This is a genomic window from Streptomyces sp. Root1310 (genome assembly GCF_001426425.1).
Classification (GTDB): Bacteria; Actinomycetota; Actinomycetes; order Streptomycetales; family Streptomycetaceae; genus Streptomyces.
In genome coordinates this window covers 471,461-484,577 of record NZ_LMEQ01000033.1, presented here as the reverse complement: position 1 = coordinate 484,577, position 13,117 = coordinate 471,461, and the positions used below count along the sequence as shown (strand labels likewise).

Sequence of the window (13,117 nt, the reverse complement as noted above, 5' to 3'; positions counted from 1 at the left end):
CCTCATCCTCGGCTATCACTGCCGGGGACGGGGTATCAACATATCTGGCGTTGATTTTTGGCACGCTGTTGAGTTCTCAAGGAACGGACGCTTCCTTTGTACTCGCCCGAGAGACTCTCTCAGACTTTCCTCCGGGCGCTTCCCTTCGGTCTTGCGTTTCCGACTCTATCAGATCTTTTCTCGACCCGATTTCCTCGGTGCTTTCCAGGTTCTCGCTTTCGCGTTTCCCTTTCCGGCGGTTCCGACTCTATCAGATCCTTTCGGGCCTGATTCCCAGTCAGCGGGGGTTTGCCTTCCCGGCTGTTGGGCCGTTCCGACGAGTGAGACAGATCGGGAAGCACGTCTCCACCTCNCTCGGTGCTTTCCAGGTTCTCGCTTTCGCGTTTCCCTTTCCGGCGGTTCCGACTCTATCAGATCCTTTCGGGCCTGATTCCCAGTCAGCGGGGGTTTGTCTTCCCGGCTGTTGGGCCGTTCCGACGTCTCAAACCTTAGCGGATCCGCTCGGCAGTTCCTAATCGGGCTGCCGACCCCAAATCGAATTGAATTCGGGCACGCCGAATTCGCCCCGCGGGGAGATCGTGCTGGTGGTTTGTAGTGCCGCTACTGCGGCGGAGGCGCTGTCGAAGAACCGTTACGGCTCCCCGGCAACCCGAAGAACTTTACGGACCCCGGATGGGGATGTCAACCACCCCTGTCAAGATCTTTTAGCCTGGCCGGGGTGGGCAGCTCAGTCGAGGTCGCTGAGCCGACCGCCGGCGTCCGGCTGGGCGTGCTCCACCCGGCGCAGGAGCCTGGTCAGGACCTCACCCAGGACCGTCCGCTCGTCCGCGGAGAGGTCCTGGAGGAGGTCCTCCTCGAAGACGGTCGCCATGCGCATCGCCTCCAGCCACTTCTCGCGGCCCTCGGGCGTCAGCTCGACGATCACGCGTACGCGGTTGGACTCGTCCCGCTCACGGGTCACCAGCCCCTCGGCGAGCATGCGATCGATGCGGTGGGTCATCGCGGCCGGTGTCAGGCCGAGGCGCTTGGCCAGATCGCTGGGTCCCAGACGATAGGGAGCCCCGGAGAGGACCAGGGCCTTCAGGACCTCCCACTCGGCGTTGCTGATGCCGAGGTCCGCGGTCTGGCGGCCATAGGCGACGTTCATCCGGCGGTTCAGGCGGGAGAGCGCCGAGACGATCTTCTCGACCTGGGGGTCCAGGTCCTGGAACTCGCGCTGATAGGCCGCGATCTGCTCTTCGAGGGTCGGCTCGCCGCCGCTGCCGGTGCCGACCGTGCCGGGGGTGTCGCCCATGGGCGCAAGTATCGCACGGGGCTCGTTCGCGTTGAAGTTCTTCGCGGTGTACAGTTTAGCTTCTAACTTTAGCTTCGAAGTCTTCGGCACTAAGTACTGAGGCAGCGGAAGTACTGGCGCTGCTCGGGCACGTGGACCGACGACGACCATCTGAGAGAGGTGAACGTGACCAGGGCGATGGGCGCAGCGATGCGCCGGATCCACGTGGGCAACGCACTCAGCGCGTTCGGGCTCGGCTTCACCGTCCCCTACCTGTACGTCTATGTGGCGCAGGTACGGGGACTGGGTGCCATGACGGCGGGGCTCGTCCTCGCCGTCTTCGCCGTGGCCGCGCTGATCGTGCTGCCGTTCGCCGGCCGGGCGATCGTGCGGCGCGGTCCACTGCCGGTCCTGCTCACCGCCCTGGTCACCGCCGCGCTGGGCGCACTGAGCCTGGGGCTCGCCGGTAACGCGACCGCCGTACTGGCCGCAGCGGCCGCGCTCGGCGCCGGGCAGGCCGTGATGCAGCCGGCGCTGGCCACGATGATCGTGGACTGCTCGACGGCGGAGACCCGGTCGCGGGCCTTCGCGACGCAGTTCTTCCTTCAGAACCTCGGGCTCGGCGTGGGCGGACTGATCGGCGGGCACCTCGTCGACACCACGCGCGTGTCCTCGTTCACGCTGCTGTTCGCCATCGAGGCGGCGATGTTCCTGCTGCTCGCCGTGGTGCTGTCGACCGTGCGGCTGCCGCACGCCCCGCGTGTGGGGGACGCCCCGCAGTCCGCCGGGGGCAGCTGGAAGCGGCTGCTCGGCAACCGGGCGATGGTGCAGCTGTGTGTGCTGGGCTTCGTGCTGTTCTTCGCCTGCTACGGACAGTTCGAGTCGGGGCTGAGCGCGTACGGGGTCGAGGCCGCCGGGATCTCGACGTCCGCGCTCGGGACCGCGCTCGCCGCCAACACCGCGATGATCGTGGTCGCGCAGTTCGCCGTGCTGAAGTTCGTCGAGCGGCAGAAGCGGTCCCGGGTGATCGCGGCCGTGGGGCTGATCTGGGCCGTCGCGTGGGTCGTCGCCGGGTACGCGGGGCTCGGGCACGGCAGTCGGGAGATGGCGACGGCCGCGTTCGTGTCGACGTACGCGCTGTTCGGGCTGGGCGAGGCGATGTTGTCGCCGACGGTCGCGCCGCTGGTGGCCGATCTGGCGCCGGCCGGTCTGGCGGGGCAGTACAACTCGGCGTTCGCCCTGGTGAAGCAGCTCGCGCTGGCCGTCGGGCCGGCGGTGGGCGGGCCGATGGGGGCCTCGCTGCACGCGCCGTACATCGTGACGTTCCTGCTGTTCTCGCTGGGGATCACCTACCTGGCGCTGCGGCTGGGGCGGCAGCTGACCGCCGTCCAGGATCAGCCGTGGCTGGCGCGGAAGCGGGTGGTCGCGCGAGGCGGCGCGGTGGCGGAGCCGGTGGCCGCCGAGGCGTGAGACGGGTGGGGGAGGCGGTCGTCGTCCGAGAGGGCGGCGGCCGCCTCTGCCTTTTCCGTCGGCGGGCGGCCGTGACCCGGCCGGGGCGCCTTCGCCGGCCCTGCGGCTGTCAGTCGGAGGGCTTCGGCAGGACGAACTCGCACCACACGGCTTTTCCGCCGCCCGGGGTGCGGCGGCTGCCCCAGTGGGAGGCGATCGTGGCGACGATGGCGATGCCTCGGCCCGACTCGTCGCCCGGTTCGGCGCGGCGGCGGCGCGGGAGGTGGTCGTCGCCGTCGGTGACCTCGATGATCAGGCGGCGGTCCGTGCGGCGCAGCCGCAGCCGCATGGGCGGGGTGCCGTGCTGGAGGGAGTTGGCGACGAGTTCGCTGGCGGCGAGGACGCCGAGGTCGTGCAGGTCGGGCGGGAAGCGCCAGCTGGTCAGGACACCGGAGGCGAAGGCACGCGCGCGTGGCGCCGCCTCGACGCCGCCGAGGAGCTCCAGGGCCGCGTTGCGGAACAGCTCGCCGTCGGGGCCGGTGCGGGCCGGGTGCTGGAGGACCAGGACGGCGACGTCGTCGTCGTGGTCGGCGGTGACGCCGGCCGAGCGGACCAGTCGGTCGCAGACGACCTGGGGGGTGCCGGTGGCGCCGGACAGGGCGCGTTCCAGGGAGGCGATGCCTTCGTCGAGGTCCTCGTCCCTGCGCTCGACGAGGCCGTCCGTGTAGAGGACGGCCGTCGAGCCGGGGCCCAGGGGGATCGAACCCGAGGCGTGCATCCAGCCGCCGGTGCCCAGGGGCGGGCCGGTGGGTTCGTCGGCGCGCAGGACGGTGCCGTTGTCGTCGCGGACCAGGATGGGCAGGTGGCCCGCGGAGGCGTACACCAGTCGGCCCTCGTTGGGGTCGTGGATGGCGTACACGCAGGTGGCGATCTGGTTGGCGTCGATCTCCGCGGCGAGGCCGTCGAGGAGCTGGAGGATCTCGTGCGGGGGCAGGTCGAGGCGGGCGTATGCCCGGACCGCCGTGCGGAGCTGGCCCATGACGGCCGCCGCGCGGACGCCTCGGCCCATGACGTCGCCGATGACGAGGGCGGTGCGGCCGCCGCCGAGGGTGATGACGTCGTACCAGTCGCCGCCGACCGCGGCCTCGGTGCCGCCGGGCTGGTAGGTGGCGGCGATGCGCAGGTCGTCGGGTTCTTCGAGCTCCTGGGGGAGGAGGGAGCGCTGGAGGGTGACGGCGGTCTCGCGCTGGCGGCGTTCGCTGGTTCTGAGGCGTTCGGCGGCCTCGGCGTGGTCGGTGACGTCCGTGGCGAAGATCAGGACGGCGCCCTTGCCGTTGTCCTCGGCGGCCGGGGTGCAGGTGAAGGTGTAGGAGCGGCCGTCGGGGGCCTTGCGGGACTTCAGGGTGCGGGGTTTGCCGCTGCGCAGGGCCTGGTCGAGGAGGGGCATGAGGCCCAGGTCGCGGAGTTCGGGGAGTGCCTCGGAGGCCGGTTCGCCGCAGGGGCGTACGCCGAAGGCCGCCGTGTAGGCCTCGTTGACGTAGGCGAGGCGGTGGTCGGGGCCGTGCACGAGGGCGACGAGGGCCGGGACGCGGTCGAGGACCTCACGGACCGGGAGCTCGTCGACGGCGGTCACCGGGGGCGGCTCGTCGGTGAGTCGTTCGGCGCGGGCCGCGGGTACGGAGCCTTCGCTCCGCCGGTCCGTGGTGGTGACCGGGTGCTCGGCTCGCGCGGCGGCGCGGCGCTGCGTTCCGGGGAGCCGGGCGCTCCAGCGCGTGAAGTTCACGAATCCTTGCCTCGTGTAGTCGTCGGCGGCCCGGCTCCGGGCCCGGCCTGGGCTGGGGTGGCCGCGCGGCGGTGGCCGCACATTGTTACAGCACCCGGGGTGTGGAGCACGTGGAACGGCCTCGTGGGTCGGGGGGCGGGTGGTGGCCCGCCGGGAGGGGCTCGGGAGGGACTGGAGCAGGGAGCAGTCTGGCAGTGTGGCCGCCGTCCGGGCCGACATTCGTCAGACGTGGGGGCGGTCGGTGGAGTTCCTGGATCAGGTCAGGACGACCCCTTCGGGTCGCCGGGTGACTCGTCAGAAGGCTTTCCACCGGCAGCGAGTTCGAACTCCGCGCGGGGATGTTCGAGGGATCCCAGGGAAACGATCTCTCGTTTGAAGAGCCCGGAGAGGGTCCATTCGGCGAGTACGCGTGCCTTGCGGTTGAAGGTGGGCACGCGGCTGAGGTGGTACGCGCGGTGCATGAACCAGGCCGGGTAGCCCTTGAGCTTGCGCCCGTAGACGTGGGCGACGCCCTTGTGGAGGCCGAGCGAGGCGACCGAGCCGACGTACTTGTGGGAGTACGGCAGGAGGGGTTCGCCGCGCAGGGAGCGCACGATGTTGTCGGCGAGGGCCTTGGCCTGGCGGACGGCGTGCTGGGCGTTCGGGGCGGTCTCCTTGCCGGGCTCGTCGGCCGTCACGTCGGGGACGGCGGCGGCGTCCCCGGCCGCCCACGCGTGCGTGACGCCGTCGATGGCCAGCTCGGGGGTGCATTTCAGCCGCCCTCGTGCGTTCAGCGGGAGGTCGGTGGCCGCGAGGAGCGGGTGGGGCTTGACGCCGGCGGTCCACACGACCGTACGGGTCGGGAAGCGGGCGCCGTCGCTGAGGACGGCGACGCGGTCGGCGCAGGACTCCAGGCGGGTGTCGAGGCGTACGTCGATGTTGCGGCGGCGCAGTTCGCTGACCGTGTAGCGGCCCATGTCGGCGCCGACCTCCGGCAGGATCCGGTCGGAGGCCTCGACCAGGATCCACTTCAGGTCCCCGGGCTCGACGTTGTGGTAGTAGCGCGTGGTGTAGCGGGCCATGTCCTCCAGCTCGCCGAGCGCCTCCACGCCCGCGTAGCCGCCGCCGACGAAGACGAAGGTGAGGGCCGCGTCGCGGATCGCGGGGTCGCGTGTGGAGGAGGCGATGTCCATCTGTTCGATGACGTGGTTGCGCAGCCCGATGGCTTCCTCGACGGTCTTGAAGCCGATGGCGTGGTCGGCGAGGCCGGGGATGGGCAGGGTGCGGGAGACGGAACCGGGCGCGAGGACGAGTTCGTCGTACGTCAGCTGCTGGGGGCCGGTGCCCTCTTCGTCGGTGGCGAGGGTGGTGAGGGTGGCGCTGCGCTTGGCGTGGTCGACGGCGGTGACCTCGCCGACCACGACCCGGCAGTGCGGCAGGACGCGGCGCAGGGGCACGACGACGTGCCGGGGGGAGATGGAGCCCGCGGCCGCCTCGGGGAGGAAGGGCTGGTAGGTCATGTACGGGTCGGGTGTGACGACCGTGATCTCGGCCTCACCCCGGGCGAGTTCCTGTTTCAGCTTCTGCTGGAGCCGCAGGGCCGTGTACATCCCGACGTAGCCACCGCCGACAACGAGAATGCGCGCACGTTCCTTCACCATCCCATGACGCACCGGACGCCGGACTTTGTCCACAGCCCCGACAATTTGTGTGACCGCGAGTCGGGCGTGCGCAGGGTTGGCCGAAACACCGGAGTGCGCGGCAGGAGCGCAGGTCAGCGGCTGTGCGCCGGGGTGCGGGAAGGGGCGCAATCGGGACGTATACGGCCCGTACTCCGATCGGGGGGCGCTCCGTGCGGAACCTGCCCCTTCTGAATTGACTCCCTCTCAACTATGTTCGTGTGTCGACGGGGTGTCAGGGGGAAGTGCTCTGCGGGTCTGCGACGGGTGGGCCCGGGAGGCCGCCCCCTGTGTTCCACGCCCCCGACTTTCGATGGCGGGGAGAGTCTCCGGGGGGAGACGTCATTACCGGGGGAACATTCATGCACACTCACAATTCGCATTGGTCGTCCACGTCGGCCCTTTCACCAGGCGGCGCGGTCGGTACGGCGGTGGGCAACGGACGTGGAGAAGGCGCGCGGACGGCACCCCTGCGGGTGGACGCACAGCGCAATCTGGAGCATGTACTGCGCGCGGCGCGCGAGGTGTTCGGCGAGCTGGGTTACGGCGCGCCGATGGAGGACGTGGCGCGGCGTGCGCGGGTCGGGGTCGGCACCGTGTACCGGCGTTTCCCGAGCAAGGACGTCCTGGTGCGGCGGATAGCCGAGGAGGAGACGTCCCGGCTGACCGATCAGGCGCGGGCGGCGCTCGGCCAGGAGGACGAGCCGTGGTCGGCGCTGTCGCGCTTCCTGCGGACGTCCGTGGCGTCCGGCGCCGGGCGGCTGCTGCCGCCGCAGGTGCTGCGGGTCGGTGTCGCGGAGGACGAAGCCGAGGGTGTGCCGGCCGACGAGGCGCGGGTGCCGCAGCAGCGGACCCAGTCGGGCGGCGGTGAACTGCGGCTGGTCGCGGGTGACGGCACGACGGCCGCCGTCGACGACGCCGGAGCGGCCGCGCTGCTCGAGGTCGTGGGCCTGCTGGTGGAGCGGGCGCGGGAGGCGGGCGAGCTGCGCGCCGACGTGTCGGTGTCGGACGTGCTGCTGGTCATCGCGACGGCGGCGCCCTCGCTGCCGGATCCGGCTCAGCAGGCGGCGGCCTCGGCTCGTCTGCTGGACATCCTGCTGGAGGGTCTGCGGTCGCGTCCCTCCTCGTGAGGGCCGGCCCGGCGGCTCGGGCGGCCTTCGGGCCGGTGGCTCGAATGGGTGACGGTGGGCGGGGATGGCGCGTGCCCCTCGCCCTCGTCCCCGGTGCCGGACAAGCACGACATTCCCGGCAGGGAGCTCAACTGCTGCCCGTGGCACGACAGTTGAACCTTCCCCGAACGAGTGAAACCTAGTACTGGATTGCGTCAGGTCCCCACGGACGAGTGGACGGCCCGTCCGACGGGGTTCTGAACAAAAGCCAATATGGCACTCTGACCCGGTGGTCAGGACTGGTTGGGCCGGCGGCGGGGGCTTTCCGCGATGAGTGTTGACGGTGGGGACGACTCGCTCGGACCGTCCGGTGACGGTGACACGGAGGCCGACGGCCTGACCTCACCGCAGGTGCCGAGCCAGGGTGGACGCGCGAGCGGTCACCCTGGCGGTCCGACCGGCAGTCGACCGGGCGGTCCCGCGGCCCGTCCGCCGCTGCGTCCGTTCGACGGCCCGTCCGAGGGCAGCGTGCCGGCCCAGCGCGAGCGGCGGGCCGAGGTGGTCCTGCCGCCGTCGCGGGACCTGCCGCCGGCCGACACCGACCTGATCGGCCGGATGCGCTCGGGCGACGACACCGCCTACGAGGAGCTGTACCGGCGGCACGCCGACGCGGTGCGCCGCTACGCCCGCACCTGCTGCCGGGACGCGCACACCGCCGACGACCTCACCGCCGAGGTCTTCGCCCGCATGCTCCAGGCGGTGCGCGGCGGCTCAGGACCCGAGTACGCCGTCCGCGCCTATCTCCTGACCTGCGTCCGCCGGGTGGCCGCCGACTGGACGCGGTCGGCGAAGCGGGAGCAACTCGTCGACGACTTCGCGGTGTTCGCGGCGCAGTCCACCCGCTCCTCCGAGGCCGCCGACGACACGGTGCCCCCCGGCTCCTTCGGAGCGGGCCTGGAGCTGGGCGCCGACGTGCGCGCGATGCACGAGGCCGAGCAGTCCATGGCCATGCAGGCCTTCCGCTCGCTGCCCGAGCGCTGGCAGGCGGTGCTGTGGCACACCGAGGTCGAGGACGAGTCGCCGAGCGAGGTCGCCATGCTCTTCGGCCTCGACGCCAACGGCACGCGCGTGCTCGCCAGCCGCGCCCGTGAGGGACTCAAGCAGGCCTACCTCCAGGCCCATGTCAGCGCCACCCTCACCAGCGACGAGAGTTGCGCCGGCTACGCCGACCAGCTCGGCACCTACGCCCGCCGCAGGCTGCGCACCCGCGCCGAACGGGGGCTGCGCAAGCACCTGGAGGAGTGCGCCAGGTGCCGGCTGGCCGCCCTCCAGATCGAAGAGGTCGCCGGCAGCATCCCCGCCGTGGTGCCGGTCGCGGTCATCGGCTGGTTCGGGGCCGCCGGGTACGCCAAGGCGATGGCGCTCATCGCCGGCGGTGCGGGGGCGGCGGGCGCCGCGGGCGCGGCCGCCGCGGCGAGCGGCTCCTCGGGCGGAGCGGGCGCGGGTGGCGGAGCGCTGGCCTCGGAAGGGCTGGGCGCCCCCGTGAAGGCCGGGATCGCGGCCGGTGTGGTCGCGGTGGCGGCCGCCGCGGTGGCCCTCGCGCTCGTCGGCCAGGGCGGTCCCGCCGGGCAGCCGGAGGCAAGACCCCCGGCGTCCGTGCCGGCGCCGGTCGCACAGCCCGAGGACCCGACACCCGCCCCGACGCCGACGCCGACGCCGACGAAGGAGCGCGAGCCGGAGCCCCCGGCGATCGTCCCGGCGGCCGCCCCGACCCCGACCCGCGCCCCCGAGCCGACGCCCTCGCCCACGCCGACCCCCACGCCGAGCCCGACGCCCACCCCCGTCCCGACGCCGACACCCACCCCGCCCCCCACGCCCACACCGACGCGGGTGCCCACGCCGCCGCCCGACCCGGCCGTCTATCCGCTGAGCGGGCTGTCCTTCGACGTCAGCGGTGACGGGACCGGACCCGAGATCCGGCTCGGCGGAAGCAGCTGGGTGTGGCAGCGGTACGGGCTGTCCATCGCGGACCGGCACTACGAGCGCGGGGTGACCGTGCACGGCGACTCCTCCGTCACCGTCGACCTCAACCGGGCGTGCAGCTCCTACGACGCGTTCGTCGGCGTCGACGACCTGACGATGAAGCTCGGCAAGGTCTCCTTCTCCGTCTACGCCGACGGACGCCGGGTCTGGGCGTCCGGGGTGATCAAGGGCGGCGACCCGGCCGTGCCCGTCCATGTGGATCTCACCGGCCGCACCACCGTGCGTCTGGTGGTCGAGCCGCACAGCGGCGTCGACTCGGTGGCACTCGCGGACTGGGCGGACTCCGGGTTCACCTGCACGTAGGCGCCTGCGCGGTAGCGGTGGTGGTAGCGGCAGCGGCAGCGGTAGCGGCCGACGGTCCGGCCGGGTGTGCGCGCACGCCGTCCGTGAGCTCGCGCAGGGCTTCGGTCACCGTCAAAGGCGTGCCCAGGGCGCGCTCGGCCGCGTACCGCTGCGCGCCCAGGGCGTCGCGGGCGGCGGCGTCGGCCAGCTCGGCCCGGACGTGCTGCGGGGCGGGGCGCGGGTGGGGGCCGAGGAGGGTGTCGGCGGCCGCCAGGAGACGGGTCGCGCGCGGATGGTCCCCGAGCTGGGTCAGCAGGTGCGCGGCGGTGTCCAGGATCGACGACGTGACCGCCTCGGCGCACTGGTCGGTCACCGCCTGCCGCAGTGTGTCGGCGAGCATCGGCAGGCCGTGCTCCGGGCCGGACTCGGCGGCGGTGAGGTCCGCGTCGAGCATGTTCAGCGCCGCCACGAACTGGGGCGGCGGGGTGCCCCTCGCGGCCGCCACGCGGACCTCGTCGCAGAGCACGCGCGCGCGGGCCACTTCGCCCTCGTGCAGCGCGATGTGGGAGCGCAGCAGGAGGACGAACGCCCGGACGTCGGGCACGCCGTAGCGGTCGGCGGCGCTGTTCGCCTCCTCCAGCGCGGTCAGGGCGCCCTCGACGTCGCCCGAGCGGTAGGAGATCTCCGCGAGCCGGGCCATGAGGAACGGCGACTCGGCGTACGCCCCGACCTCGTAGGCGAGGCGCAGGGCCTCGCGGTACTCCCGCTCCGCCTGCGCGAAACGGCCGCGCGCCATCTCCGCCTCGCCGGCCGCGCCGCACACCTGGGCCCGCATCCAGCGGTCGCCGACGCGCAGGCTGAGCACGCGCAGATCCGCCAGGTCGTCGTCCACGCCGTGCAGTCCGCCGGGTGAGTCGACGACCATGTGGGTGCGGAACATCAGGGCGCAGCCGAGCTCCCAGTCGCCGCCGTGGAGGCGGCAGTTGGCGACCGCCCGGTCCAGGATCCCCCGGACGTCGGCCATGTCCCGCATCTGGAAGGCCGTCAGCGGCCAGAGCAGGCCGGGCATCCGCGCCGCTCGCGGGCCGCCGTGCTCGTAGGCGGCGCGCAGGCGGAGCAGGTACTCCTGGTAGCGAGGGTCCGCCACGAGGTCCTTCGGCTCGGACTCCGAGACCAGGAACAGGTTCAGCATGCGCAGGTTCATCCGCTGGGCGTGGCGCGGGTGTGCCTCATCGGTGGCGGCGGGTGTTGCGAGCAGGGCGTCGACGGGGTCCAGGTCGGCCATGCGGGCGGTGAGGTCGGCGGGGACGGTGAACGGCACGGAGTGACCGCTCTCGCGCAGGGTGTCCAGGACGGCGCCGAGGCGCAGGGTCCGCTCGCTCCACTCGGCGCCCTCGTGGCGGTGGTTGCGCAGCCACCAGAACCAGCCCGCGGCGAGACAGAGGGCGATGGCCTCCTCTTCGTCGCCCGACGTGATGGCGCGCCGGAGGGCCGCGCGGATGTTGTCCAGTTCGGTCTCCAGGCGGGAGATCCAGCGGAGTTGCCCGGCGGAGCGCAGCATCGGGTCGGCCCGCTCGACGAGCGCGCGCACCCACGCGCCGTGCCGCCTTCGGGCCGCCGCGCGGCAGTGGGGCAGCTCGGCGGCGCGTTCGGTGGCGTACTCGTGGATCGTCTCCAGCATGCGGTAGCGCATGCCGCCTGCGTCGTCCCGCTCGCACGGCGCGGCGACGACCAGGGACTTGTCGACGAGCGCGCCGACCAGGTCCGCGACCGGGCCGGTGCACACGGCTTCCGCCGCCTCCAGGTCCCAGCCGCCCGCGAACACGGACAGCTCGCGCAGCAGGGTGCGCTCCGGTTCGTCGAGCAGGTCCCACGACCAGTCGACGACGGCACGCAGGGTCTGCTGGCGGGGCAGGACCGTGCGGCTGCCCGAGGTGAGGAGGCGGAATCGGTCGTCGAGGCGGTCGGCGATCTGGCGCGGGGTGAGCAGCCGGAGCCGGGCGGCGGCCAGTTCGATGGCGAGCGGCAGTCCGTCCAGTCGCCGGCAGATCTCCGCGATCGCCTCCTCGTCCCGCAGGGCGGCCGCCGCGTCGGGGCGGACGGCGGTCGCGCGCTCGGTGAAGAGGCGGTGCGCCTGGTCGGGGAGGAGGGGCTCGACCGGGCGGACCGACTCGCCGGGGACGCCCAGGGGTTCACGGCTGGTGGCGAGGATCGTGAGCCCGGGGCAGCGGGTGAGGAGGGTCTCGGCGAGGGCGGCGGCGGCGCCGATGACATGTTCGCAGTTGTCAAGGATCAGGAGCTGGCTGCGCGGGGCGCAGTACTCGACGAGCAGGGCGACCGGGTCGTCCTGCGGGGATGCCAGCTCGGTGCTCATCAGAACGGTCTCGCGCAGACCGAGGGCACTGACCACCGCGCCCGGCACCGCCTCCGGCCGGTCGAGCGGCGCCAGTTCGGCCAGCCACGCCTGGGGGAGCCCGGCGGCGGCTTCCTCGGCGAGGCGGGTCTTCCCGGAGCCGCCCGGTCCGGTGAGCGTGACGAGACGGGTCCTGTGCATTTCGCAACGGATGGCGTCGAGCTCGGGTTCCCGGCCCACGAAGGAGGTGAGCCGCGGACGGATGTTGCCGGTGCGCTCGGGAAGTCGGAGCGGTGTACGGGGCGTCGGCGGTGCGACCGGCCGGTGGCCGTGAGCCGTTGGGGGGCCGTGGGGGGCCGGGGTGGCGTGCGTCGCCGGAGTGGCGTGCGTCGCCGGAGTGGCGTGCGTCGCCGGGGTGACGTGGGGCGGTTCCGGGCGGTTGAGGAGCTCGGTGTGCAGGGCGCGCAGGTGCGGGCCCGGGTCGGTGCCGAGGCCGTCGGCGAGGGTGCGGCGGGCGGTCTCGTACGCGGCGAGGGCGTCGGCTTCGCGGCCGGTGTCGCGCAGGGCGCGGATGAGGAGGGCGTGCAGCGGCTCGTCGTACGGGTGCGCCGCGGCCAGTTCGGTCAGGCGCGGTACGGCTTCGCGGGCGCGGCCGAGGAGGAGGTCCGCCTCGGCGCGGGCGCGGATGGCCTCCATCCGGAGCGCCTCGGGGCGGGTGGCCGCGGTGCGGTCGGGGAGGTCGGCGAGAGCGGGGCCGCGCCACAGGGCCAGGGCGTCGTCCAGGTTGCGGGCGGCGGCGGGGGCGTCGCCTCGTCGCAGCGCTTCGTTGCCCTGGCGTACGAGTCGTTCGAAGACGAAGAGGTCGACGTCGTCCTCGGTCGCGGCGAGGCGGTACCCGCCCGGGGCGGAGGTGACGCTGTCCTTGCCGACGGCACGGCGGAGACGGCCGATCAGGGCCTGGAGCGCGGCCGGGGCGTCCTGGGGCGGGGTATTGCCCCACACCTCGTCGATGAGGGTCTCCGGGGCGGTGAGACGGCCCGGGCGCAGGGCCAGGGCGGTGAGGAGGGCGCGGAGCCGGGCACCGGGAACGGGTACGGCGTCGCCCTGGTCGTCCGCTGTCTGGGTGACGCCCAGAATTCTGTACCGCACCCGTTCATTGTCACCGGG

Annotated in this window: 7 protein-coding genes; 3 read left to right on the top strand and 4 right to left on the bottom strand. The window is 72.8% G+C overall.

Going from position 1 to position 13,117, the window contains the following annotated elements; all coding sequences use genetic code 11:
- Window positions 1-727: 727 nt before the first annotated feature.
- Window positions 728-1,294: a MarR family transcriptional regulator gene (locus tag ASD48_RS38370; RefSeq protein ID WP_020665696.1), complete on the bottom strand. Its 567-nt coding sequence runs from the start codon at window positions 1,292-1,294 to the stop codon at window positions 728-730.
- Between the two features lie 177 nt (window positions 1,295-1,471).
- Here ASD48_RS38370 and ASD48_RS38365 point away from each other — a divergent pair, with 177 nt between their 5' ends.
- Entirely contained in the window at window positions 1,472-2,743 is a 1,272-nt protein-coding gene (locus ASD48_RS38365; RefSeq protein ID WP_199876173.1) for an MFS transporter, read from the top strand.
- A 109-nt stretch (window positions 2,744-2,852) separates the two neighbouring features.
- Here the strand turns inward: ASD48_RS38365 and ASD48_RS38360 are convergent, their stop codons facing one another.
- Window positions 2,853-4,505 (bottom strand): SpoIIE family protein phosphatase, encoded by a 1,653-nt coding sequence (locus ASD48_RS38360; protein WP_057606471.1) that lies wholly within the window; start codon window positions 4,503-4,505, stop codon window positions 2,853-2,855.
- A gap of 260 nt (window positions 4,506-4,765) precedes the next feature.
- Window positions 4,766-6,145, bottom strand: a complete 1,380-nt coding sequence (locus ASD48_RS38355) for an NAD(P)/FAD-dependent oxidoreductase (RefSeq protein ID WP_057606470.1) — start codon at window positions 6,143-6,145, stop codon at window positions 4,766-4,768.
- A gap of 380 nt (window positions 6,146-6,525) precedes the next feature.
- Between ASD48_RS38355 and ASD48_RS38350 the strand changes: the two genes are divergently transcribed.
- Complete coding sequence (locus ASD48_RS38350; protein WP_057606469.1) at window positions 6,526-7,293, top strand: TetR/AcrR family transcriptional regulator; 768 nt, start codon at window positions 6,526-6,528, stop codon at window positions 7,291-7,293.
- A gap of 309 nt (window positions 7,294-7,602) precedes the next feature.
- A complete protein-coding gene (locus tag ASD48_RS38345) occupies window positions 7,603-9,618 on the top strand; it encodes a sigma-70 family RNA polymerase sigma factor (protein WP_057606468.1) in 2,016 nt (671 codons plus the stop codon).
- On the opposite strand, the gene ASD48_RS38340 is transcribed toward ASD48_RS38345, so the two are convergent.
- Window positions 9,605-13,099, bottom strand: coding sequence for a BTAD domain-containing putative transcriptional regulator (locus ASD48_RS38340; protein WP_057606467.1), 3,495 nt, complete (start codon window positions 13,097-13,099; stop codon window positions 9,605-9,607). The genes ASD48_RS38345 and ASD48_RS38340 overlap by 14 nt on opposite strands.
- Between the last annotated feature and the right edge of the window lie 18 nt (window positions 13,100-13,117).